Origin of the sequence: Bradyrhizobium sp. (assembly GCF_030693485.1) — a bacterium.
In the GTDB taxonomy this organism is placed as follows: domain Bacteria; phylum Pseudomonadota; class Alphaproteobacteria; order Rhizobiales; family Xanthobacteraceae; genus Bradyrhizobium.
The window spans coordinates 1-21788 of sequence record NZ_JAUYAN010000208.1 but is presented as its reverse complement, the minus strand read 5'-3'; the positions used below and the strand labels follow the sequence as shown (position 1 = coordinate 21788).

The window sequence follows — 21788 nt, the reverse complement described above, 5'->3', positions numbered from 1 at the left end:
CGCCGGGCAGCGTCAGGATCGGTTCGCGCGGGCTGTCCTGCGACAATTCTGGCGGAGATTCCAAGGGATCAAGACCTGAAGCAAGCAGCTCACGGGAGCGATTGCGCCCCAATAGGCGGCTTGGCCGGGCAGCGCAAGGGCACATACGGCGTCTCTCGTGTCCCGACGCGGTGCAGCGTCTTCACGCTGCTGCTCTGGGGCACAATATGTAAAGCCAAAGAAAAAGGGAGGGTGCTGAGACACCCTCCCTCATCCGTGTCGATCTTTTCGCACCGAGGTCCCGGGTGACATCCCCACCCCTCCCCGCGCGATGACCAAACTGTTTGACGCCGCCTGTGTAACGTAACAACCCGCCGGCCCCTGGAGAAAACCGGCGAACGTGAGCGAGTGGACCTTAGCCACCACCACGCCGATCCCCAAGGCGATAGTTAATTTAACGTTAACGGCGCAAAGACGCCGCCGGGGCGGCGAAAACGCGCCCACGGCATGGACGCTGCAATGCCCCTCTTGCAAAACAAACCGGGGAATGCGCGTGGGCGAAAGCGGGACAGATCTGTCCCGCCTGTCCTGTCCGGGCGCGAGGGGCAAGGCTGAATAATGAAACATCCGTCAAGCCTAGAGTTCTTCGCCTATTGGGACCGGAAGCGCGGTGAGGCGCGCGCACCCGATCGCAGCGAGATCGAACCCGGCGCGGTGCGCGAACTGCTCGGCGATATCTTCGTGCTGTCCTACGACAGCGCCGCCGGTTACCCGTTTCGGGTCGCCGGAACGCGAGTCTGCGCCCTGCTCGGCTGCGATCTGAAGCATCGCAGTTTCTCCGCGCTGTTTTCAGCCGACACCCGCCGCGAGATCGAGGACATCATCGCGGTTGTTTCGGAAGAAATGCTGGCGGCGGTCGCCGGCATTACCGCCGTCTCGCAGGATGGCAGGCCGGCGCATCTGGAATTGCTGCTGCTGCCGTTCAACACCCGCGCGCATTCACCGTTGAGCCTGACCGGATTGCTGGCGCCGTTCGAAAACGATCATCGCCAGCTCAGCGATTTCAAACTGACGTCGTGGCGTTACATCGGCCATCAAACGCAGAAATTCGTTCCGCGCGCGTTGCGCAAGCTCGCGGTCGCGCGCGGCTTCATGGTGTATGAAGGGCTGCGCTGAACGCTTCCCGCAGAATCAGAATCCGGCATCACCGCTTGGGGACGACCGCATTTATCGTGTGGCGGAATTAGCGCCGGCTTCCGCCGCCTCCGAAAATGTCAGCCCCGCTTGCCTTCATCATGCGCGCGCCCTGCGCCGCGAGGCATCGCCATGGTTGCACGCGACACGGGCGCGCAATCGGAAACGGTTTTACAAATTGGGCGTGACGCCGCGTCCAGCGCATGCCAGTATCCCGAAACAATCAAAGCTCGCGCACGTCGGACGAAGCGCGGCTGCCAGGGAGGGGACTGCACAACGTTCGCGTAAGCGGCGTCGCTTCCCATTGGCCTAATGTGTCCGTGGGCGTCGCATGGGACAACAGATTGTCCATCGTCTGCTGATTTCCTTCCCCGCCTTGCTCGGGGTTCTCTTCCTCTGTTTTTGTCTGTTGCAGGTGGTGCCGGCCGATCCGGCGATGATCATCGCCGGGCCCGACGCCAAGGCCGAGACCATCGCCGCCATCCGTCTGGAGCTCGGCCTCGACCGCTCGATTCCCGTCCAGTTCTTCGAATACATCCTGCGGGTTCTGCGCGGCGATCTCGGCCGCTCGATCATTTCCAACAGGATGGTGAGCGAAGAACTGGCGATGACCATCGGCCCGACGGTGGAGCTGATGCTGGGAGCGATGCTGATCGCGGTGCCCAGCGGCCTCGGTTTGGGAACGCTGGCGGCGGTGAATCGCGGTCGCCTCTCCGATCGCGTCATCATGGCCTGCTCGGTGGCGGGCGTTTCGATGCCGGTGTTCTTCATCGGCCTGATCCTGATCCAGTATGTCGGCTACAAATGGGCGTTGCTGCCGTTCACCGGCCGCACCGGTCCGGTCTGGGACGGCGGCTTGCCAAGCCTGATCCTGCCCGCCACGACGCTCGGCCTCGTGCTGATCGGACCGATCGCGCGGCTGACGCGCACCGCGGTGCTCGAAGTGCTGGGCGCCGATTTCGTGCGCACGGCGCGCGCCAAGGGACTGCGCGAGACCGTGGTGATCATCCATCATGCGCTGCGCAATGCCATGATCCCCGTCGTCACCCTGATCGGACTGCAGGCGGCCTTCCTGCTCGGCGGCGCCGTGGTCACGGAAACCATGTTCTCCTGGCCCGGCGTCGGCCGGCTCGCAGTCGGCGCCATCGTCTCCAGCGATTTCCCGACCGCGCAAGGCGCGATCATGATCCTCGCCATCGCCTTCCTGTCGATCAATCTCATCGTCGACGTACTCTACGTCTATCTCGATCCGAGGGTGCAGCGCAGATGAGCGTCGAGGCCCTCGAAACCCCCTTTGCCGTGGACCCCGAAGCAACGGTGTTTGCCCGCGCCGGCATCATGCGCCGGCTGGCGCGCGACCGGGTGGCGGCGACCGCCGCTGTGTTGCTCACCGGAATCGTGCTGGCGGCAGTGTTTGCGCCGTGGATCGCGCCCTACGATCCCTACTATACCGACCTCACCAAGGTGATGCAGACGCCCAGTGCCCAGCACTGGTTCGGCACCGACAACACCGGCCGCGATATTCTCAGCCGCATCATCTTCGGCACCCGCAGCACCCTGATGCTCGGTCTGGTCGGCGTGATCGTCGGCGGCCTGCTCGGCGGCGTGCTGGGCATCCTCGCCGCCTATTACCGGCGGCTGGACGGCTGGATCATGCGGCTGGTCGACGTGATGCTGGCGTTCCCCGCCATCCTGATCGGGCTCGCAGTGGCCGCGATCTTCGGAGCAGGCCTCACCGCTGTGGTGATCGCGCTGGTCGTTGCCACCGTGCCCGATGTCGCGCGGGTGGCGCGAGGCGCCGCGGTCGGCGTGATGGGCCAGGAATTCATGGAAGCCGGCCGCGCGGTGGGCGTGTCGGACGGCGCCCTGATCTGGCGCTACCTGACGCTCAACTGCATTTCGACGATCTTCGTGTTTCTCACCTTGCGCTTCGGCCAGATCATCCTGATCGGCTCGGCGCTCGGCTTCCTCGGCATGGGCGCGCAACCGCCGACCGCCGAACTCGGCATGATGGCGGCCCAGGGCCGCGACTTCCTGTTCATGGCGCCGCACATCGCGACGATCCCGAGCTTCGCGATCTTCGTGATCGTGCTGGCCGCCAACCTTCTGGGCGACGCCTTCCGCGACGTCCTCGATCCGAGACTGCAAACATGATCAGAACGGTTCTGGCTGTAGCATTCGCGCTGGGCTTTTCGTCTTCTGCATCGGCCCAGACGCTCAAATTGATGAAGTCGATCGACGCGCCACATTACGATGGCCAGCGCACCACATGGGGGCCAACCTCGGATATCGTCAACATGTTCCAGGACACGCTGGTGGCGCTCGATTGGGACGGCCGCACGCCGATCCCCTATCTCGCCAAGTCGTGGACGATCACGCCGGATGGCAAGACCTACACCTTCAAGCTGCGCGACGACGTACAGTTCTGCAGCGGCAAGAAATTCACCGCCGCGGATGTGATCTACAGCTTCAAGCGCCTGAAGGATCCGGACACCAAGGCGCCCTACGCCTGGCGCGCCGGCAACATCAAGGAATTGCGTGCGCCCGATCCCTATACCGTCGAATACGAACTGAACGAACCCTATTCCGAACTGCTGCTGCAGCTCACCATGTACACCAACGCCATCCATAACCAGGAAAGCGTGGAATCGCTGGGCAAGGACTACGGCATCAAGTCGATCGACGGCACCGGACCGTGGTGCTTCGAGAGCTGGCAGCCGCGCACCGAGATCGTGCTGAAGCGCCACGACGCCTACAAATGGGGGCCGTCGATGTACAAGAACAAGGGCCCGGTGAAGTTCGAGAAGCTCAGCATCAAGATCGTGCCGGAGGACGCCAGCCGCGTCGCCGCCATGCTGGGCGGGCAGTTCGACGTCACCCACCAGATTCCGCTGCAGTTCATCCAGCAGGTCAAGTCCGCGCCAAACCTCACGGTCCAGGAGGCCAAGCCCAACTTTCAGCTGATGTATTACGGCTACAAGATCTCGCGGCCGATGGTGGCCGACAAGCGCGTGCGCGAGGCGATGAACATCGCCATCAACCGTGCCGACATCGTCAAGGGAATCATGTTCGGCAATGCCGAGCCAGCGTTCACCTTCGTCGATCCCAAGGCGCTCGACTTCGCCACCAAGACCACCGGTGTCATCAAGGAAGACGTCGAACGCGCCAAGAAGCTGCTGGATGAAGCCGGCTGGATGGTCGGCTCCGACGGCATCCGCGAAAAGGACGGCGTCAAGCTCGCGCCGAAGGTGGTGTTCACGCAGGTCGCCTATTTCCCGCGCGTCTCCGAGGCGATCCAGGGCTTTATGCGCAAGATCGGCGTCGACTGGAAGATCGTCGGCTACGATTCCACGATCGCACCCGCCGAGATGGCCAAGCAGGATTACGAGCTGTGGACGGTGACGGTGCCCTACATTTCCGCGGGCGAGCTGATGAACATCTACTTCAACTCGCAAAACATCCCGACGCCCAACCGCATGAACTGGAAGGATCCCGAGACCGACGCGTGGCTGCAAGCCGGCCGCGCCGCACTGACCGACGCCGACCGTGCGCTCAACTACGCCCGCGTGCAGGAAAAGGTGATGGGCGAGCATCTGTGGATGCCGGTGATGAATATCGCGATGTTCACGACGAGCCTGAAGAAGATGAACGGGGTGCGGCCGCACATGCTCTATCAGAACACCTTCTACAAGGGTCTGGATTACTCCTACTGATGGAAAAGCTCCTGGAGGTTCGTGGCCTCAAGACCCACTTCGCGACGGATCGCGGGCTGTTCCGCGCCGTCGACGGCATCAGCTTCAGCGTGCCGCGCGGCCGCACCGTTGGCCTGGTCGGTGAATCCGGCTGCGGCAAGAGCGTGACGTCGCTCTCCATCATGGGCCTGGTGCCGAGCCCGCCGGGCAACGTCGAGGCCGAAGCCGTGATGTTCGGCGACCGCGACGTGCTGAGGCTGTCGGCCGACGAACGCCGCAAGCTGCGCGGCGGCAAGATGTCGATGATCTTCCAGGAGCCGATGACCTCGCTCAACCCGGTCCACACCATCGGCCAGCAGATCGTGGAGGCGATCCTCGCCCACACCACGATGTCGCCGCAGGCCGCCAAGGTGCGTGCGGTCGAAATGCTCGAACTGGTGAAGATCCCCTCGGCCGCGCAGCGCGTCGACGACTATCCGCACAGCCTGTCCGGCGGCATGCGCCAGCGCGTCATGATCGCGATGGCGCTGTCGTGCGAGCCGGCGCTTCTGATCGCGGACGAGCCCACCACCGCGCTCGACGTCACCATCCAGGCCCAGATCCTCGACCTCCTGAGCGACCTGCAGCGCCGGCTCGGCATGGCGATCCTGATCATCACCCACGATCTCGGCGTCATCGCCGAAGTCGCCGACCAGGTGCTGGTGATGTATGCCGGCCAGATCGTCGAGAGCGCCGACGTCAACGACCTGTTCGCCGACCCGCAGCACCCCTACACCATCGGTCTGCTCGGCTCGATCCCGCGGCTCGACGTCGAGCGCAAACGGCTTGCCACCATCGAAGGCACGGTGCCGAGCCCCAACAGCCAGCCCAGGGGCTGCCGCTTCGCGCCGCGCTGCCCGTTCGCCGACCGCCGTTGCCGGCAGGAGCCGCCTCCCTTGCGCGACATCGCGCCCGGTCATCTGGTCGCCTGCTGGAAGGCGCCGGTCGAGGTGGCGGCATGAGTGAAGTCCCGGTCCTGCAGGTCGACGGCCTGGTCAAGCATTTCCAGGTCAGCCGCGGCATCATCCTGCGCCGCCAGGTCGGGCTGGTGCGCGCCGTCGAGGATGTGAGCTTCGAGATCGCGCGCGGCGAGACGCTGGCGCTGGTCGGCGAATCCGGCTGCGGCAAATCCACCACCGGACGACTGGTGCTGCGCCTGATGGACCCGACGTCGGGCTCGGTGCGCTTCAAGGGCGAGGAGATCGCCAATCTCGGCAAGGATGCGTTACGCCGGCTGCGCCGCCACATGCAGATCATCTTCCAGGACCCCTACGCCTCGCTCAATCCGCGCATGACCGTCGGCGAGATCCTGGCCGAGCCGCAGCGGGTGCACGACATCGGCGACGCCGCCTCGCGCGAGGCGCGCGGCCGCGAGTTGCTGGAGATCGTCGGCCTGTTGCCCGAACATGCAAGCCGCTATCCGCATCAGTTCTCCGGCGGGCAGCGCCAGCGCATCGGGATCGCCCGCGCGCTCGCCGTCAATCCCGACCTGATCATCTGCGACGAGCCGGTGTCGGCGCTCGACGTCTCGATCCAGGCGCAGATCGTCAACCTCCTGCAGAACCTGCAGCAGCGTTTCGGGCTGTCCTATCTGTTCATCGCCCACGATCTCGCCGTCGTCAAACACATCAGCGACCGTGTTGCGGTGATGTATCTCGGCAAGCTGGTCGAGATCGCCGACAAGAAGACGATCTACGCCAGGCCGCTGCATCCCTATACCCATGCGCTGCTGTCGGCGATTCCGAAGCCCGACCCCAGCCTGCGCGCCAAGCGCGTCATGCTGCAGGGCGACGTGCCGAGCCCGTTCAACCCGCCGAGCGGCTGCCGCTTCCATACCCGCTGCGTCCATGCCCAGCCGCGCTGCTCGGCGGAGGAGCCCAAGCTGCGCGAGGCCGCCCCCGGCCACCGTGTCGCCTGTCATTTCTTCGAAACCCTGCCGGTGCCCGTCATCATCGCGCGCGCCGGTGCCGCGAACGGCAAATTCGCCGAGCGGCTGGCGGCGTTCGAAGCGGCGAAGGAAAAGCGGACAGTCGAGGTCTGACGCTACATCTCTGACGTCGTCAAGATTGATGGAACTTCCTGGCCTATGGGGCGTAAGATAGCCCCATGGCGCAGGATTTTGCATTGTCGGGCTTGAGCAACAGCTCCCGTCTCACGTTTCCCCTCACACTGGTCGACGGAACGGTGATTGCGACCGTGGGAGAGGCCGCGACCTTTTTTGCCGGCCTTTCGCTGGAGCAGCGCGACAAGAGCCATTGGACCATCGCCATCCGGATGCTGAACAATGCGCTGAAGGAGCCGGCCTACCTCAAGACCGCGACGATGTCGCTACAGACCGCGCTTGTTCTGGAGGGTCTGCTCGCTTCCCCTTCCCCGCTCGACAGTCATTGAGTGTGTTAGCCAGGTCACAGCGAATCGGCGGCGCGCCTGCTACCCGTTGAACCTCGTATGGCCGCAAACAAGGTAACGGCGGTACACGAGCCTGGCTTTTATCAAGCTACGACTTTGAGCCGTCCTGGGCAGCGGGCGGCTCTTTTCTTGTCGCACCTGCCCAATTTAATTGCACGGCGCGCGTCCCTGTCCCCTCGACCCCTCACCGCGCAAAGAAAGATGTATTGCTTCGCTGCGCTCGCAATGACGATAGGGGCTGCATCCCCGACCTCATGCTCAAGGTTCGGCCGTTGAGCTTCCCTACTCCACCAGTTCCGGCCACGGCACGATGGTCGACTTCACCGTCTTCATCGCCATTGCATCCGCCACGGCGCGGCCGATGCCTTCTTCGGTGAAGGGATAGATCGTCTGCATCTCCAGCCACGGATACTTGTTTCGGGTGCGATAGAGCATGTCGACGCCAAGCGGCAAATCGTTGCCGGTAAAACCCCAGGAACCGAGCACGTTGAGGTCCTTGGTGCAGATGCGGTGCCATGACGTGTTGATCGAGCCGGCATCGGTGAACTGGCCCATCTCGACATAGGTGCCGCCATCGCGCAGCATTTCGATGCCTTCGGGGCCGGCGCTCGGATGGCCCGAGCAATCCATCACGAGATCGGCACCGAAGCCGCCGACGATATCGCGCACCGCCTTGATGCGTGCCTCCGGCGTCGTCACCTCCTCGATATTGACGGTCGCCTCCGCGCCGAACTTGCGCGCCAGCGCCAGCCGCGGCGCCTCCGGCGCGCCGACGCAGATCACCCGCCCTGCACCCATTTCGAGCGCCGCCGCCACCGCCAGGATTCCGATCGGACCTGAGCCCTGGATGACGACGGTATCGCCCCAGGTAAACCCGCCCGCGCGAGTGGCGCGATTGAAGGCGCGAATGCAGGAGGTCAGCGGCTCCGACAACGCGCCGAGCCGCAGCGACATGTCATCGGGCAGCTTGTAGATCTTGGTGCCCGGCAGTTCCTCGAGATCGACATAGACATATTCGGCCCAGCCACCCCACAGATGCGGCGCCTTGTCGAAGCCGAGATAGCGGCCGTAATACACCGGCGTCAGGCACTTGTTGGCGCTCGCGGGATAGTGGATGCAGTAATAGCAATTGCCGCACGGCATCAGCGGCGGGATCATCACTTTTGAGCCGACCGTCAGCGGCTTGCTCATGAAGTCTTCCCTGAACTCGGAGCCGACCTCGACCAGCACGCCACCGATCTCGTGGCCGAGCGTGAACGGCCACGGCAACGGTTTCGGCCAGTGGCCCTTCAGAATATGCAGATCGGTGCCGCAGACGCCGCAGGCGCCGACCTTTATCAAGGCCGCCTTCTTCGGAATTTTGGGCCACGGCACGGTACGGATGACCGGGCTTGCGCCGGGCCCGTCATAGGTGGCGACGCGGATCTGTTGCATGTTTCCTCCGGCCCTTCGGCGATTGTTGATTTCAGTTGCGTGGGCGGCGGGAGGTTATGTGAAGTCAGCGAGGATGCCAAATGGTCGGCGGCGTTGACAGCCGCGGCCCGCGGTCCCAGTTTGCACCACCAAACGGTGCGGGAGTGATGGATGCGCAATCGCTGGTCTGTCCTCGCCGTTCTGTTCGCGGTTCGCGCCACCATGGCCTCCCGACCATGCTGGTCGAGCGCGGCTGGTCGATCGCCGCGGCCGGATCGGCCATCAGCATCGTGTTGTGGATCGCGGTCCTCTCGGTCCCCTTTGGCGGCTTCCTCGCCGACCGGACCCGACGTCCGCAATTGATCCTGGTGGCGGCCAGCCTCGTGTTCGCCGCCCTGATGATTGCGCTGCCGCGAAGCAATGCCGTGATCGCAACCGTGGTTGCGATCGGGCTGGTGAGCGGCCTGCCCGCCGGCCCGATCATGAGCCTGCCCGCCCGCGCGCTGCAGCCTCAGACCCGCGCGATCGGCATAGGCTTGTTCTTCACGATGTTCTACGCCTGCATGATGCTGGGCCCGGTGATCGGCGGCGCCTGCGCCAAATGGACCGGCAGCGCCGCGGCGGCGTTCGACTTCGGCGCGGCGATGATCCTGCTGTGCCCGCTCATTCTTTGGGGCTTCAACCGGATCCCGCATCCGATACCGAAAGCGGCATGATCCACCCTTCCCGCAACCGCCGCTAACTCCTCGTTAACCCTGCTGGCCGTAGGGTTTGGAGACACCGAAAAGCCGGTGGTCGGGTGGCGAGATGGCGTTAGCGCACAGACGAACGATTTTGCCGGCCGCAGAGGAGCGCCGGCGCTTCCAGCGGGTGAAGGTTCACCTGCTGGGCCGCTACATGCTGCCGGATCGCCGCGAATTTCCCTGCCAGATCATCAATATGTCGCCGGGCGGGCTCGCCCTGCTGGCGCCGGGCATCGGCAATGTCGGCGACCGCGTGATCGCCTATCTCGACCATATCGGCCGGGTCGAGGGCAAGATCACCCGCATCATCGACAATGGTTTTGCCATGAGCGTGGGCGCAACCGCCCGCAAGCGCGACAAGCTGGCGGCGCAGCTGACCTGGCTCGCCAACCGTGACATCCTCAACCTGCCGGAAGACCGCCGCCACGACCGCATCATCCCGCGCAACCCGATTTCGCTGCTCACGCTGGAAGACGGCACCAAGATGACCTGCCGGATCATCGACATGTCGCTGTCGGGCGCCGCCATCGCCGCGGAAAACCGCCCACCGCTGAAATCGCTGGTGCTGCTCGGCAAGGTGCAGTCCCGGGTGGTGCGAAACCTCGAGGAAGGCTTTGCGCTGGAGTTCGTTCACGAGCAGCTGGCCGAGACGCTCGAGGACGCGGTTACCGCGCGGTAAAGCGCCTTAGCCCGCAATTCCCCTGCTTTGATCCGACCTGAAGGCGGTATCCGCGTTGCGGATGCCGCCTTTCGCCGTTTGCCGCCTGCAACTTGTGGTTAACGTCGCGGGCTTTTGCCTTGGCAAACCCAGCATCGGCGGGCCTCGGCGGCTTAATGCCTAAAATTTGAATCAATTGCAGTTGTCTAAAATTCTAATCTAAGTTTATTCAAGTATAGATCGAATTAAGCCCGTCTTTTACTAGTGTTCATCTCAAATGTACTTGCTCGACTTAGCGGCGGCGCAAAACCTTTGTGCGAAACATGGTCCCAACAAGAAACGGGGGCCACAATGTTTGGTTGGGGACAGGGGAAAGGACTGGCGGTCGTCGCCATCCTGATTGGATTGAATGCGCCGGCGCAGGCCGCGGGTGAGACGCTCTATGCCAGCCTTGGCGACACCACGCGACCGCCGATCGGCTGGGTTGAATTCTGCGCCGACAATCCGGTGGATTGCCGGGGCCGCGCCTCGCAGCCGCGCGATATCGTGATGTCGCAGACGGCATGGCGGGACCTCGTGCGGGTCAACAAATGGGTCAACGAGAGCATCAAGCCGCTGACCGACATGGATCATTGGGGCACGATCGAGAAATGGTCGTTGCCGACCGACGGCTACGGCGACTGCGAGGACTACGTGCTGCTGAAGCGCAAGATGCTGATCGACGCCGGGTGGCCGCGCGAAGCGCTGCTGATCACGGTGGTGCGCGACAAGAAGGGCGAAGGCCACGCGGTGCTGACCGTCAAGAGCGACAAGGGCGAGTTCGTGCTCGACAACCAGAACGAGAACGTCCTGGCCTGGACCGAGACCGGATACCGCTTCGTCAAGCGTCAGTCGCAGAGCGATCCCAACCTATGGGTTTCGCTGGGCGACAACCGCCCGGCCGTCGCCACCGCCAGCGCAAGGGATCGCTGACAGACAGCCGAAACAGGGAATCACAGGACACGCGACCCGGTCACATCCCCACCCCTCCCCGTCCCAGACCGGATCGCGCGCGGCCAGCTCTCCCCCAAGAGCTGGCCGCAACTTTTTGTGGCATAAGCCATTGACATAAAAAGATATTCGAGACGAAGCGGCATTCCTGGCGGCGACCACCGGCTACTGTACATGGGGTTGTTTTCAATATTTTTGTTCGAACCAGCACCGCGTCAGCGTTGCGGCTGCCTTCCGGGCATGATCCCAGGGCCGCTCGGGTCGCGACCCGGCTCCAACCGCCCTGGCAACGCCCGGTGGAGGAGCCCTCCACCACCACCCTCTTCCCTTTACCGCCCCACCCGATGCCGCTAGAATTCGTCACCTGATCGTAAACGAGGGCGAAATGAAGTTGAAATTGCTGGCTGCCGCGGCGTTGCTCGTGGTTTCCGTGCCCGCGTTTGCTGCCGATGCAGGCGTTCGCGTTCATCGCCAGCGGGCCCAGGCGGTCGCTCCGCTGATCATCGACTATTCCCATAATTACGGCCCGGCCGATTTCTACCCGGGAACGACGGCGCTGCCGGACCGCGTCGTGGTGCCGCTGAATGAACGACCCTACGGCATCTATGACGGCTTCGATCGCCTTTGCGGGCAATCGTCGGCGAACTACCGCGGCCAGGACGGCCGGCGACATCCGTGCTACTGAAGCGTTTTGTATGAGCGCCGTGCCGGTGGGCAGGCGTCGAGCGTGCTGGAACTTTCGCCTTCCGCCAGGCTTTGGAGTCCCATGATCGATCTCAATGATACGAAGAGTGGCCTCTCGCGCATCAGTTCGCAGCCGATTGCCCTCGCCGCCGCCATATTGGTCGCCCTGGTGGCCGGCGGCGGATCCATCGCGCTGTGGCGCGGCTACACCGGCAACTCGCCCGAACCGGACCGCGTCGTTGCGGTCAGGCAGCTGCAGGCCCGCACCGCTCAGGCTTCCGAGCAACTGGTGGAGAAAACCAAGGGCCTGGAAGCCACCCAGCAGGAGTCGATCGACCAGCTGCAGGTGGTGCAGGACCAGCTGCAGACCGTCAGGCGGCTGCTGGCCGCGCAGCAAACCGAGACCAAGCGGCTGTCCGAGCAGGTCGGCAGCCTGACCGGCGCGATCGACGGCCTGCGCCAGTCCTTCGCCAGCGCGCAGGGTTCCGAACCCTCAAGTCCACCGTCGGTTCGAAAGTCGTCGGTCAAGAAAAAACGCAGCGCCGTGTCGCAGCGCAAGCGTGGCAATTCGCGGGGCTAAGCCCGTGCCCGTGCCGTTACCGAAAGCATCGCGCGCCTAAATGGCCCGCGCCGGCAGGCCCGTCAGAACTTTTTCTCGCCGATTGTGAACTGGATCACATATGCCCGTAATGTTCCGGGGCATCATGCAATTCACCGGATGGCGCAAGCCAATTTCAATATCCGGGGCTGGCAAGGCCGTTGGCGTTATACTGCGTCGACGGCCTTGTTTTTTCTCAAGCGATCGGCGCAATGCGGCGATGCCGGGCGGCGCGCTATCGCAGGCTGTCCCGGCGCGGCGGTCTGGCGACCGCCCCGAAGCGAGCGCGACGACGGCGCAGCCTGATCTGCTCGAATTCCCAGAACATCCACACAAAGGCGGCGCCGAGACCGACGATGACGCCCAGGAGCAGCAACGTGTAGACGGGAGCTGTGAGCATGGTGAGCATCCATCAAAGGAGGCAAACGGCGTAAACAGCGAACAGGCGGAAATCATCGCCACGTGGGCATGCTATACCAAAATCGCACGTCCCGGGCGGGTTTCATTTTTGACCGGCTTACCAGCCCTCGCCGAGGGCGGCTCACCGGGGCAGTCCGCTCACCCCCGCTGCGAAAAAGTTTACGCCGCGACGTCAGCTGACCGCCGCAGGCTTCAGCCGATTTTCTTCATGCCCTTTTTGAAGCGAGCCCCGTTGGCGACGTAGAATTTCGCCGCACTTCCCATTTTGGCGACTTGCGCGGGATCGAGCGTGCGAATGACCCGCGCCGGCGATCCGATGATCAGGGAATATTCGGGAAACTGCTTGCCTTCCGTGATCACCGAGCCCGCGCCGACGACGCTGCCGCGGCCGATCCGGGCGCCGTTCATCACGATCGAACCCATCCCGACCAGCGCGTCATCCTCGATCGTGCAGCCGTGCAGGATGACGTTGTGACCGACCGTGCAGTTCTTTCCGATCGTCAGCGGAAAACCCATGTCGGTATGGCAGGTCGAGTTGTCCTGCACATTGGAATTTTCGCCGATCTCGATCCACTCGTTGTCGCCGCGCAATACCGCGCCGAACCATACGCTCGCGGCATTGTGCAAGCGCACTCTGCCGATCACCGTGGCGGTATCGGCGATGAAGTAGTTTCCGTCCGCGGGGGTTTCGGGCGCCTGCCCGTCAAGTTCGTAGATCGCCATGCCCAGTCAGTCTCCGGTTCGCGGCGACATTGGCATAGACGTTTGGCTCAGGCCAGCACCCCGGCGGCGCGCAGCGTCATCAGGAAGAACGTGCCGGACATCATGCTCCAGAATCCCGCCAGCACGGTCGCCATCATCACGAACTGGAAGCGGCGGCGTTCGATCCGCGCGCCGCGCAGCGTGTTGCGCATGATGATGAAGGGGGCGGCGAACACCAGGAACGGAACGGCCGCGAAAGCCTTCGGCGCCACGCCCTCCTGCAACAATCCGAAGCCCGCCGGGCGCTGCACCAGGGCCTGATATCCGCTGGTCAGCGCGCCCGCCAGCGCAAAGCCGATGCAAAGGGAGAACAGGGAATTCAACGCATCAGGCGACATAAAAAGGCACTTCCGCTACACAACATCAACGTCCAGCAACTGTCCCTTGCATCGCAAAATTGGCCGGCTGCCGCCACACTATCCTTAAGGAAAGGTTAACGCCGGCGTCCGGAACCGCCCCCCGGACATGGCTCGCGCCGGTGCCAACCGCGCGAAATCGTGCGGTAACCGGCCGGCCCATGGCATATTTGCGGGTGATTCGAGCCCCGGGGCCACCTCAAGCTGTTTGGTTCATGACCTTCCTTTCATCCGTGCAGCACATCGCCCGCCGTTCGCGACGGCGTCGCCGCAGCCACATGATTCCGGTCATGGTTGGGGGCGCAATGACGGCCTGCGCGATTGCCGTGGTCGGTTATTTGCTGTGGCCGACCTTCGGGCCCAAGGCTTCGAGCAGTCCGGCGCGGCTGCCGGTGAGCGTCGGAGCGTCCCTCTTCAACGTGCCGACCATGGCGGTGCGCCGCAAGATCCAGCGCCATTCGGGGCCGCAGGAACGCGTCGATCTCAGCTTCACGTTTCCCGCGCTGGAGGCTCCCGACGCCCCTAAGCATGTCAGCGCCGATACCGTCGAGGATTCGATACAGCCGATCGACCGGATCTTCCTGTCAATTTCGGCGCATCATGACATCCTGGCACCGGATGCCCGCGTGCGCACCATCTATCCGCGCTATCTTGAACAGGCCTCGCCGCCCGCACAGGACGGTCTGACGGTGCGCGCATTTCGCGACGGCACGCCCTACGGCAACGAGGATCTGTTCCTTGCGAAGGCGCCGAACCTCTACGCGCGCTGCACGCGCGACGCCGCCACCCCCGGCATGTGCCTGAGCGAGCGCCGCATCGACGGCGCGGATCTGACGTTTCGCTTTCCAAGGAGCTGGCTGGCGCAATGGCGCGATGTCGCCAATGCCATGGACCGCCTGACGCTGCAGCTGCACGCGCCGAAGTGATAATTCAGTCTGACGCTGCTCAGCCCTGATCGACCAGATCCTCTTCGAGGATCGCCATCTGAAACTGGAACGAGCGGTCGTCGTCTTCATCGTCGACGAACAGCACGCCGATGAACTCCTCGCCGATATAGACCTCGGCCGAGTCGTCCTTTTTCGGGCGCGGCACCACGCGAAGCTTTTGATTGCCGAACACGCGCTTGAGGTAGGCGTCGAGTTTCCTGACTTCCTGAACGTCCACGGCAGTCTCCAATACGATTGAGGTTTCGGGAAGTTCTAGGCCGGGTCGCGCCGAACTGCCAGCCCAACTTGCAGAATTCGGCGCGCGATTCCCTACGGGAATCATGCTTTGGCGGAATGCCCCCTGGAAATCAAATTCCGATCGCGTTGATCATCTGATCCATGGTGCGCGATGGCTCGGCGCAGCCGGCCTCGCCGACAATTCTGGCGGGAACCCCCGCTACGGTGACGTTGTGCGGTACCGGCTTCACCACCACGGAGCCCGCGGCGATGCGGGCGCAATGGCCAACCTCGATGTTGCCGAGAATCTTGGCGCCCGCCCCGATCAACACGCCGCGCCGGATCTTGGGATGGCGATCCTCGTTCTCCTTGCCGGTGCCGCCGAGCGTGACGCCGTGCAGGATCGAGACGTCGTCTTCGATGACCGCGGTCTCGCCGACCACGAAACCGGTGGCGTGATCGAGGAAGATGCCGCGGCCGATTTTTGCGGCGGGATTGATGTCGGTCTGGAACACCGCCGATGCGCGGCTCTGCAGATAATAGGCAAAGTCCTTGCGGCCTTTCAGATAGAGCCAGTGCGCCAGGCGGTGGGTCTGGATCGCATGAAAGCCCTTGAAATAGAGCAAGGGATCTATGAACCGCGAGGTCGCGGGATCGCGGTCGAACACCGCCACCAAGTCGGCGCGGAAAGCATTGCCGAGATCGGGATCGTCGCGCAGCGCCTCATCGAAGGTCTGGCGGATCAAATCCCCCGACAGCGCCGAATGGTCGAGCCGTTCGGCGATGCGATGCACCACGGCGGCTTCCAGCCGGTCGTGATGCAGCACGGTCGAATAGATGAAGGAGGCGAGCTCCGGCTCCCGGCGGACGATATCCTCCGCCTCGGTCCGCACCCGCTCCCAGATCGGATCGAGCGCCGCCAGTTTGGCGCTCTGCGGATTGATCTGATGCACTGCCATGGGCTGCTCTCGCAAAATTCTGATGTTCCCGGCGCGCACCATAGCACGACGGGCGGACGGCTGTCCCGCATCAGGCCAGGCGAACCGCAGCCCTTCTCAGGAAACTGCGCCAAAACCTTGAAACGGCACGATTTCCTGCCGGGGCCGAAATCCGCTTCCCGAAAACGTTGGCTCAAGGTGGCGCGCCATTCCGGAAAATCAAGCGGCCCGGGTTCCAACTATCTGTGGATTTTGGCAAGGCAGTCGAGGCATGATGATTGCAGGTCTGGGGGGACGAAGCATTCACACGCATACTTTATCGCGCGCGCGCGCGGCCGATCCGGCTTGGGTCTGGATGGCGGCCGTCGCGATCCCCCTGATGCTGGTCCTGCCGGCGTTGTGGAACGGCTACCCGCTGCTGCAATATGACACCGGTGGCTATCTGGCCCGGTGGTACGAAGGCTATCTGGTCCCAAGCCGGTCCACCGTGTTCGGGCTCTATCTGCATTTCGGCCAGGGGTCGCGCTTCTGGATCAATCTGGGCATTCAGGCGCTGGCGACGCTTTGGATCCTGCAACTGGCGCTGCGCGTGTTCGGCCTGCTGCGGCCGTGGCGGCTGATGGCGATCAGCCTCGCCTTGACCCTGACCACCGCGCTGCCCTGGCTCGCCTCCACGCTGCTGACCGACATCCTTACAGGTCTGTCGGTGCTGGCGCTGTTCATCCTGGTCGTGCACGGGAGGCAGATTTCCGGTGTTGAAAAATGTTCGCTGTTCGCGTTCACGGCCTTCGCCGCGTCGACCCACAGCGCCACGCTGGCGGTGCTGCTCGGGCTGTGCTGCGCCGGCTGGATTGCGCGCCCCTTCTTGCGCGGGCGGATCGCCGTTTCCGGACTGCTGCAAGGCAGCCTGACGCTTGTTGCCGGCGCCGCCATGCTGCTATCCGCCAACCTCGCCCTATCGGGCCAGCTGGCCTGGACGCCTGGCGGCTACGGCGTTGCGTTCGGCCGGATGCTGCAGGACGGCATCGTCAAACGATATCTCGACGATCATTGCCCTCAGCAGCAACTGAAGCTCTGCCCCTATCGCAATGCATTGCCGGCCACCGCCGACAGGTTTTTGTGGGGCAGCAGCGTGTTCGACGATCTCGGCCGCTTCAAGGGCCTGAACGACGAGATGGGCCTGATCGTGCGGCGGTCGCTGGTCGAATATCCGCTGCGGCAGGCCGAGGCCGCCATCGTCGCCACCGCGCAGCAATTGGTGCTCGTCGGAACCGGCGAAGGCACCAACGGCTTGATTGGCCACACCTACGGGATCATGGAGCGTTATCTGCCGGCGCAGCTGAACTCGATGCGCGCGGCGTATCAGCAGCACCGGGACATCGATTTTGACGCCATCAACCGGCTGCACGTACCGGTCGCGCTGGCCTCGATGCTGGCGGTCGTTGCCATCTTCGCGATCGCGGTCTGGCGCCGGCGGCTCGATGATCTCACGCTGCTCGCGGCGACGGTGACGCTCGCGCTTCTCGGCAACGCCTTTGTCTGCGGCGTGATATCGGGACCGCATGACCGCTACGGCGCGCGCCTCGCCTGGGTCGCCAGCTTGGTCGCGCTGATCGCGCTGGTCAGGCATTTCACCCGCGGCGACGAAGCCGAAACCTCACTTCCGCCGTGAGAGAAAATCCAGCACGCCGGCCTTGTAGACCTTGTCGCCGACCGCCCGCATGTGGTCGCGGTTCGGGATATGCAGCACCTCGGCGCCGGGGATGATCTTTCCCAGTGCATCCGCCGAACCCGCGATGTCATCCGTGGTGCCGACCGCGATCAGCACCGGCACCGCAATGCCGGCTGCCTCCTGCCGGGTCATCAGCCGGCGCGAGCCGCGCAGGCAGGCCGCCAGCGCCCGGCGGTCGCTGCGGGTCTGGTCGGCGAAGGCGCGAAAGGTCCGTCCCACCGGATCGGTGACGTCCTGCAGCGACGACGCCTCGAGCGCTGCCGCGACGTTTTCGCCGGGGCCGCCGCCCTCGATCAGGCCGATGCCAATGCCGCCGAGAATCGCCGAGCGCAGCCGCGCCGGCGCCTGCCGCGCCAGTATCGCCGTCATCCGCGAGCCCAGCGAATAGCCCATCACGTCGGCGCGATCGAGCTTCAGATGATCCATCAGCGCGATGACGTCGCCGGCCATGATGGCGATCTCATAGGCCGCGGCGTCATAGAGCTTGCCGGAATCGCCATGGCCGCGATTGTCGAGCGCGACGACGCGGCGGCCGCTTTTCCTCAGCTCGGACACCCAGGTCGGATAGACCCAGTTGACGTTCCCGGTCGAGGCAAAGCCGTGCACCAGCAGGATCGGATCGCCCTCGCCTTCGTCGAGATAGGCAATTTCAACTTCGCCGTTGTGAAAACTCGGCATCAGCAATTCCATATTTTTTTGGGGACAACGGGATCGGCAATGGAAAACTGGCGGCGATCCTAGCCGTGCGCGACGGTGCCCACCAGAGAGGGCGCGAGGGCCGAATTCGCGCTCTGCCGGCGCAGCCGCCGGGCTTTCTTGCGGCGCAGCCAGGCCATGGTCAGGCGTTCGGTGGTGGCCTTGATCGAGGACAGCAAGCCGGCCAGCGCGACCATTGCGCCGAATACCCACATCGTCAGATTGAAGGCCCCGGTGACCAGCAGCAGCGCGCCGCGGCCGAGCACTTTGAGGAACGCGCGGGTCTGGCCGCCCTTGGCCTCCGCCAGCCGCGCGGCGCGCGCGACATCCTTGGGGCCTTCGGCGATTTTCAGTGTGTCTTTTGCGGCGCGGATACCCGCCTTCTCGCCGACCCGGCCGACATCCTTGGCGAGGCGCACCAGCGCGCCGGCCTTTTCGGCGCGGAACGCCGCCTTGATCGCGGTCATGGTCTGGACCGGCCGCAGCACCGAGCCGGAGGCGATCGCGTGCTGCAGCACGGGCGTGTCGACCATCTCGCGCGCCGAACGGCCGGCCCAAAGCGTCAGCCCCTCGCCGAGCCGCCCGACCTTGCGGGCATCCTTGACCAGCGTCAGCCCGGCACGCAGCGGCGCCACGCCGCCGACCGAGACATAGGTCGCCGCCGTCACCACGAGGCCCACGGCAGCGAGCCCCAGCACCAGCTGGTCGGTGTCTTCGCCCATCGCCAGGCTCTTGCCTTCGCGCACCACGTCCCTGATGTCGCCATAGACGAAGAGATCGCCGGCCACCGTGCCGGACAGGCTGGCGACGTCGTCGGCCTCGCCGACCACGAACCCGGTGACGAAGCGTTTTGCAATGTGCGACGTCGAATTGTGTTCCGCGACCTTGTCGCTCACCCGTTTCACCAGGTCGTCGCCGAGCGGGATGTTCTTTTCCCTGGCCAGGCTGACAAAACTGTCGGCGAGATCGGCGTCGTTGGCGGCGAGCGCCGCCTCGATGTTCTCGGAGACCACCGCGGCGTTATTCCGCAACGCAGAACTGAACTGGACGTCGGAAAGCTCGGCCGGATCGTCCTGCGCCGCCAGCACGGCGAAGGAGTCGCGGGCGTGCGGCCACAGCAGCGCGAACGCCACGGCGAACACCGCCAAGCCAGCCAGCGCCGGAACTATCCGCGACCGCTTCATCCCGAAAAACCCAGTGTTTCGCTCCCCTCAAGATGGTGTGCCGTTTTTCGGACACAACAGCCCCGACGAAAGAAGGGCTTCTCTGGGACGACAGGATTGTGTCGAATTGCATGAGCAAATGAGCTCCCGGGGCTCTAGGAATCAGCACTTTCCGCAAGTATCAGTATGGCGCGCGGCGCTCTTGCCAGCCTGCGTCCATGACCGCGTCCGCCGCATTTGCCATCAGGGTGAAATACAATGTCCGATCACGTCGTTCCGCACTTCCACAATGATGCCGGCGTTTCGGTTATTGAGATCGGTTCGCGGGAGTTCATGTGCGTGGGCGCCAATCCGCCGTTCGACCACCCCCATGTGTTCCTCGATCTCGGCAACGACAACGAGATCATCTGCCCCTATTGCTCGACGCTGTATCGCTACGCCGCCGACCTTGGGGCCGGCCAGGCCCGTCCTCCCGAATGCGTGCTGAAAGACAAGGTCGCCTGATCGACCTGTGGCCATCTCACGCACCATCGTCGTCGCTGGTGCCGGGATCGGCGGACTGACGGCGGCGCTGGCGCTTGCCTTCAAGGGGTTTCGAATCGTCGTGCTGGAGAAGGCCGAACGGCTCGAGGAAGCCGGCGCCGGCCTGCAATTGTCGCCCAACGCCAGCCGGGTGCTGATCGAACTCGGCCTGCAGCCGCGGCTCGCCGGGCGCGCGGTGATCCCCGAGGCCGTCAGCATCATGAGCGCCCGCCACGGCGGCGAAATCGCACGGCTGCCGCTCGGCGAGGCCGCCTCCTTTCGCGCCGGCGCGCCCTATTGGGTGGTGCATCGCGCCGACCTGCAGGGCGCGCTGGCGGCGGCGGTCAACGATCATCCCGATATCGAGCTCAGGCTCGGCTGCCAGTTCGAGGATGTCACCGCGCACGCCAAGGGACTGACGGTGGTCCAGCGCAGCGGCATGACGCGGCAGCAGGAACGGGCGACCGCGCTGATCGGCGCCGACGGCATCTGGTCGACGGTGCGGCAGCACCTGTTTCCCGAGGTGCAGCCGCAATTCTCCGGCCTGATCGCCTGGCGCGGCACGCTCGACGCCACCCAGTTGCCGCGCGAATACACCTCGCGCCGGGTCCAGCTCTGGATGGGGCCGAACGCCCATCTGGTCGCCTACCCGATCTCGGGCGCGCGCCTGATCAACGTCGTCGCCGTGGTGCCCGGCACCTGGAACCGGCCGGGCTGGAGCGCGCCCGGCGAGGCCGCCGAGATCAAGAACGCGTTTGCCACCTACCGCTGGCCCGCGCCGGCGCGGATGATGCTTGGCGCCGTCGACGACTGGCGCAAATGGGCGCTGTTCACGGCGCCCGAGGGCGGCCAATGGAGCGACGGCGCGGTGGCGCTGCTGGGCGACGCCGTCCACGCCATGCTGCCGTTTGCAGCGCAGGGCGCCGGCATGGCGATCGAGGACGCGGCGGTGCTGGCCAAGGTGCTGGGCGAAGGCGCCGGCGAAAGCGCCGCCGGCATGGCCGCCGCACTGAAGCGCTACGGCCAGCTGCGCCGCGCCCGCGTCAGCCGGGTGCAGCGCACCGCACGGCGCAACGGCACGATCTATCATCTGGCCGGCCCGGCGGCGCTGGCCCGCGACTGGTTCATCCGCGCCGCGGGCCCGCAACGCATGCTGGCGCGGCAGGACTGGATTTACGACTGGCGGGCGTGAGGGGTGGGTTGCGGCATCATCCGGTGTCGTCCCTGCGAACGCAGGGACCCATAACCCCGGTCGTCTGTTGTTGCAGAAGGTATCTAACACCAACGTCTCACCGATAAGCCGCGGCATATGGATCCCGGCGTTCGCAGGGACGACGGATGAGGGATTTCGATTTCAAACTTAAGATACAGTTTCGCGATCTCGCGGCGCGTTTCGCCCGAGGTTTGCTGGAAACTTGCCGCCCTCTCCATTCAGAGGGCGCGGGGAATGCCGGGCGCCCGATGCGCCCGATAGCCGCGTGTGCAACGGTAGTGGCTAGAGCGCACACGCGTTGTCAGGTCACACCGGAATCACCCGGCATTCCCCGCGCAGTGGTTTACGACTTATAAGTGATCTCCCCGGCGAGCCATGCACTTTTGCCACCGTCGCCCGCGCCGCCTGAAGCTGCGAACTTGAC

24 protein-coding genes are annotated in these 21788 nt (G+C 64.4%); 16 read left to right on the top strand and 8 right to left on the bottom strand.

Going from position 1 to position 21788, the window contains the following annotated elements; genetic code table 11:
• Positions 1-597 precede the first annotated feature (597 nt).
• The 7 genes from Q8N40_RS15575 (at position 598) to Q8N40_RS15545 (ending at position 7295) form a co-directional block, all read left to right on the top strand.
• On the top strand, positions 598-1155 hold the full coding sequence (locus Q8N40_RS15575) for a PAS domain-containing protein (protein ID WP_305712434.1): 558 nt from the start codon (positions 598-600) through the stop codon (positions 1153-1155).
• A 349-nt stretch (positions 1156-1504) separates the two neighbouring features.
• Complete coding sequence (locus Q8N40_RS15570) at positions 1505-2443, top strand: ABC transporter permease (protein ID WP_305712433.1); 939 nt, start codon at positions 1505-1507, stop codon at positions 2441-2443.
• A complete protein-coding gene (locus Q8N40_RS15565) occupies positions 2440-3327 on the top strand; it encodes an ABC transporter permease (protein ID WP_305322154.1) in 888 nt (295 codons plus the stop codon). Before Q8N40_RS15570 ends, Q8N40_RS15565 begins: the two co-directional genes overlap by 4 nt.
• A complete protein-coding gene (locus tag Q8N40_RS15560; RefSeq protein WP_305712432.1) occupies positions 3324-4886 on the top strand; it encodes an ABC transporter substrate-binding protein in 1563 nt (520 codons plus the stop codon). The genes Q8N40_RS15565 and Q8N40_RS15560 overlap by 4 nt, the downstream gene beginning before the upstream one ends.
• The gene (locus tag Q8N40_RS15555) at positions 4886-5866 is read left to right on the top strand and encodes an ABC transporter ATP-binding protein (protein ID WP_305712431.1); all 981 of its coding nucleotides are present in this window, start codon (positions 4886-4888) and stop codon (positions 5864-5866) included. Before Q8N40_RS15560 ends, Q8N40_RS15555 begins: the two co-directional genes overlap by 1 nt.
• Positions 5863-6945 (top strand): ABC transporter ATP-binding protein, encoded by a 1083-nt coding sequence (locus Q8N40_RS15550; RefSeq protein ID WP_305712430.1) that lies wholly within the window; start codon positions 5863-5865, stop codon positions 6943-6945. The genes Q8N40_RS15555 and Q8N40_RS15550 overlap by 4 nt, the downstream gene beginning before the upstream one ends.
• 65 nt (positions 6946-7010) lie before the next feature.
• A complete protein-coding gene (locus tag Q8N40_RS15545; RefSeq protein ID WP_305712429.1) occupies positions 7011-7295 on the top strand; it encodes a hypothetical protein in 285 nt (94 codons plus the stop codon).
• 300 nt (positions 7296-7595) lie between these two features.
• On the opposite strand, the gene Q8N40_RS15540 is transcribed toward Q8N40_RS15545, so the two are convergent.
• The gene (locus tag Q8N40_RS15540) at positions 7596-8747 is read right to left on the bottom strand and encodes a zinc-binding dehydrogenase (protein WP_305320239.1); all 1152 of its coding nucleotides are present in this window, start codon (positions 8745-8747) and stop codon (positions 7596-7598) included.
• 146 nt (positions 8748-8893) lie between these two features.
• On the opposite strand from Q8N40_RS15540, the gene Q8N40_RS15535 reads away from it, so the two are divergent.
• The 5 genes from Q8N40_RS15535 (at position 8894) to Q8N40_RS15515 (ending at position 12381) form a co-directional block, all read left to right on the top strand.
• Complete coding sequence (locus tag Q8N40_RS15535) at positions 8894-9442, top strand: MFS transporter (protein ID WP_305712428.1); 549 nt, start codon at positions 8894-8896, stop codon at positions 9440-9442.
• Positions 9443-9533: 91 nt separating this feature from the next.
• Positions 9534-10148, top strand: a complete 615-nt coding sequence (locus tag Q8N40_RS15530; RefSeq protein ID WP_304871599.1) for a PilZ domain-containing protein — start codon at positions 9534-9536, stop codon at positions 10146-10148.
• A 330-nt stretch (positions 10149-10478) separates the two neighbouring features.
• Entirely contained in the window at positions 10479-11099 is a 621-nt protein-coding gene (locus Q8N40_RS15525) for a transglutaminase-like cysteine peptidase (protein WP_305320242.1), read from the top strand.
• A gap of 403 nt (positions 11100-11502) precedes the next feature.
• Positions 11503-11802, top strand: a complete 300-nt coding sequence (locus tag Q8N40_RS15520; RefSeq protein ID WP_305712427.1) for a hypothetical protein — start codon at positions 11503-11505, stop codon at positions 11800-11802.
• Between the two features lie 81 nt (positions 11803-11883).
• On the top strand, positions 11884-12381 hold the full coding sequence (locus tag Q8N40_RS15515; protein WP_305320244.1) for a hypothetical protein: 498 nt from the start codon (positions 11884-11886) through the stop codon (positions 12379-12381).
• A gap of 253 nt (positions 12382-12634) precedes the next feature.
• Here Q8N40_RS15515 and Q8N40_RS15510 read toward each other — a convergent pair whose 3' ends face one another.
• The 3 genes from Q8N40_RS15510 to Q8N40_RS15500 all read right to left on the bottom strand — a co-directional run bounded on the left by Q8N40_RS15510 (position 12635) and on the right by Q8N40_RS15500 (position 13919).
• Entirely contained in the window at positions 12635-12799 is a 165-nt protein-coding gene (locus Q8N40_RS15510) for a hypothetical protein (RefSeq protein WP_305320245.1), read from the bottom strand.
• Positions 12800-13011: 212 nt separating this feature from the next.
• The gene (locus Q8N40_RS15505) at positions 13012-13542 is read right to left on the bottom strand and encodes a gamma carbonic anhydrase family protein (RefSeq protein ID WP_305712426.1); all 531 of its coding nucleotides are present in this window, start codon (positions 13540-13542) and stop codon (positions 13012-13014) included.
• A gap of 47 nt (positions 13543-13589) precedes the next feature.
• Entirely contained in the window at positions 13590-13919 is a 330-nt protein-coding gene (locus Q8N40_RS15500) for a hypothetical protein (RefSeq protein ID WP_305320247.1), read from the bottom strand.
• Positions 13920-14152: 233 nt separating this feature from the next.
• Between Q8N40_RS15500 and Q8N40_RS15495 the strand changes: the two genes are divergently transcribed.
• On the top strand, positions 14153-14863 hold the full coding sequence (locus Q8N40_RS15495) for a hypothetical protein (protein ID WP_305712425.1): 711 nt from the start codon (positions 14153-14155) through the stop codon (positions 14861-14863).
• A gap of 19 nt (positions 14864-14882) precedes the next feature.
• On the opposite strand, the gene Q8N40_RS15490 is transcribed toward Q8N40_RS15495, so the two are convergent.
• Positions 14883-15101 (bottom strand): DUF3126 family protein, encoded by a 219-nt coding sequence (locus tag Q8N40_RS15490; protein WP_304737509.1) that lies wholly within the window; start codon positions 15099-15101, stop codon positions 14883-14885.
• 130 nt (positions 15102-15231) lie between these two features.
• The gene (gene cysE / locus Q8N40_RS15485) at positions 15232-16059 is read right to left on the bottom strand and encodes a serine O-acetyltransferase (protein ID WP_305712424.1); all 828 of its coding nucleotides are present in this window, start codon (positions 16057-16059) and stop codon (positions 15232-15234) included.
• Between the two features lie 334 nt (positions 16060-16393).
• On the opposite strand from cysE, the gene Q8N40_RS15480 reads away from it, so the two are divergent.
• Positions 16394-17710 (top strand): hypothetical protein, encoded by a 1317-nt coding sequence (locus Q8N40_RS15480; protein ID WP_305712423.1) that lies wholly within the window; start codon positions 16394-16396, stop codon positions 17708-17710.
• Here Q8N40_RS15480 and Q8N40_RS15475 read toward each other — a convergent pair.
• Positions 17696-18448, bottom strand: a complete 753-nt coding sequence (locus Q8N40_RS15475; RefSeq protein ID WP_305321958.1) for an alpha/beta fold hydrolase — start codon at positions 18446-18448, stop codon at positions 17696-17698. The genes Q8N40_RS15480 and Q8N40_RS15475 overlap by 15 nt on opposite strands.
• Before the next feature lie 59 nt (positions 18449-18507).
• Positions 18508-19650 (bottom strand): hypothetical protein, encoded by a 1143-nt coding sequence (locus Q8N40_RS15470; protein WP_305712422.1) that lies wholly within the window; start codon positions 19648-19650, stop codon positions 18508-18510.
• A gap of 237 nt (positions 19651-19887) precedes the next feature.
• On the opposite strand from Q8N40_RS15470, the gene Q8N40_RS15465 reads away from it, so the two are divergent.
• Entirely contained in the window at positions 19888-20133 is a 246-nt protein-coding gene (locus Q8N40_RS15465; RefSeq protein WP_305321956.1) for a zinc-finger domain-containing protein, read from the top strand.
• 7 nt (positions 20134-20140) lie between these two features.
• Complete coding sequence (locus Q8N40_RS15460) at positions 20141-21343, top strand: FAD-dependent monooxygenase (RefSeq protein WP_305321955.1); 1203 nt, start codon at positions 20141-20143, stop codon at positions 21341-21343.
• The last annotated feature ends 445 nt before the right edge of the window (positions 21344-21788 follow it).

Bases quoted from the DNA above. Each gene is read 5' to 3' on its own strand.
- Q8N40_RS15535 (WP_305712428.1), top strand. From the start codon at position 8,894: ATGGATGCGCAATCGCTGGTCTGTCCTCGCCGTTCTGTTCGCGGTTCG.
- Q8N40_RS15530 (WP_304871599.1), top strand. From the start codon at position 9,534: ATGGCGTTAGCGCACAGACGAACGATTTTGCCGGCCGCAGAGGAGCGC.
- Q8N40_RS15545 (WP_305712429.1), top strand. From the start codon at position 7,011: ATGGCGCAGGATTTTGCATTGTCGGGCTTGAGCAACAGCTCCCGTCTC.
- Q8N40_RS15525 (WP_305320242.1), top strand. From the start codon at position 10,479: ATGTTTGGTTGGGGACAGGGGAAAGGACTGGCGGTCGTCGCCATCCTG.
- Q8N40_RS15465 (WP_305321956.1), top strand. From the start codon at position 19,888: ATGTCCGATCACGTCGTTCCGCACTTCCACAATGATGCCGGCGTTTCG.
- Q8N40_RS15550 (WP_305712430.1), top strand. From the start codon at position 5,863: ATGAGTGAAGTCCCGGTCCTGCAGGTCGACGGCCTGGTCAAGCATTTC.
- Q8N40_RS15570 (WP_305712433.1), top strand. From the start codon at position 1,505: ATGGGACAACAGATTGTCCATCGTCTGCTGATTTCCTTCCCCGCCTTG.
- cysE (WP_305712424.1), bottom strand. From the start codon at position 16,059: ATGGCAGTGCATCAGATCAATCCGCAGAGCGCCAAACTGGCGGCGCTC.
- Q8N40_RS15495 (WP_305712425.1), top strand. From the start codon at position 14,153: ATGACCTTCCTTTCATCCGTGCAGCACATCGCCCGCCGTTCGCGACGG.
- Q8N40_RS15560 (WP_305712432.1), top strand. From the start codon at position 3,324: ATGATCAGAACGGTTCTGGCTGTAGCATTCGCGCTGGGCTTTTCGTCT.
- Q8N40_RS15575 (WP_305712434.1), top strand. From the start codon at position 598: ATGAAACATCCGTCAAGCCTAGAGTTCTTCGCCTATTGGGACCGGAAG.
- Q8N40_RS15565 (WP_305322154.1), top strand. From the start codon at position 2,440: ATGAGCGTCGAGGCCCTCGAAACCCCCTTTGCCGTGGACCCCGAAGCA.
- Q8N40_RS15515 (WP_305320244.1), top strand. From the start codon at position 11,884: ATGATCGATCTCAATGATACGAAGAGTGGCCTCTCGCGCATCAGTTCG.
- Q8N40_RS15470 (WP_305712422.1), bottom strand. From the start codon at position 19,650: ATGAAGCGGTCGCGGATAGTTCCGGCGCTGGCTGGCTTGGCGGTGTTC.
- Q8N40_RS15480 (WP_305712423.1), top strand. From the start codon at position 16,394: ATGGCGGCCGTCGCGATCCCCCTGATGCTGGTCCTGCCGGCGTTGTGG.
- Q8N40_RS15555 (WP_305712431.1), top strand. From the start codon at position 4,886: ATGGAAAAGCTCCTGGAGGTTCGTGGCCTCAAGACCCACTTCGCGACG.
- Q8N40_RS15505 (WP_305712426.1), bottom strand. From the start codon at position 13,542: ATGGCGATCTACGAACTTGACGGGCAGGCGCCCGAAACCCCCGCGGAC.
- Q8N40_RS15540 (WP_305320239.1), bottom strand. From the start codon at position 8,747: ATGCAACAGATCCGCGTCGCCACCTATGACGGGCCCGGCGCAAGCCCG.
- Q8N40_RS15510 (WP_305320245.1), bottom strand. From the start codon at position 12,799: ATGCTCACAGCTCCCGTCTACACGTTGCTGCTCCTGGGCGTCATCGTC.
- Q8N40_RS15500 (WP_305320247.1), bottom strand. From the start codon at position 13,919: ATGTCGCCTGATGCGTTGAATTCCCTGTTCTCCCTTTGCATCGGCTTT.
- Q8N40_RS15475 (WP_305321958.1), bottom strand. From the start codon at position 18,448: ATGCCGAGTTTTCACAACGGCGAAGTTGAAATTGCCTATCTCGACGAA.
- Q8N40_RS15520 (WP_305712427.1), top strand. From the start codon at position 11,503: ATGAAGTTGAAATTGCTGGCTGCCGCGGCGTTGCTCGTGGTTTCCGTG.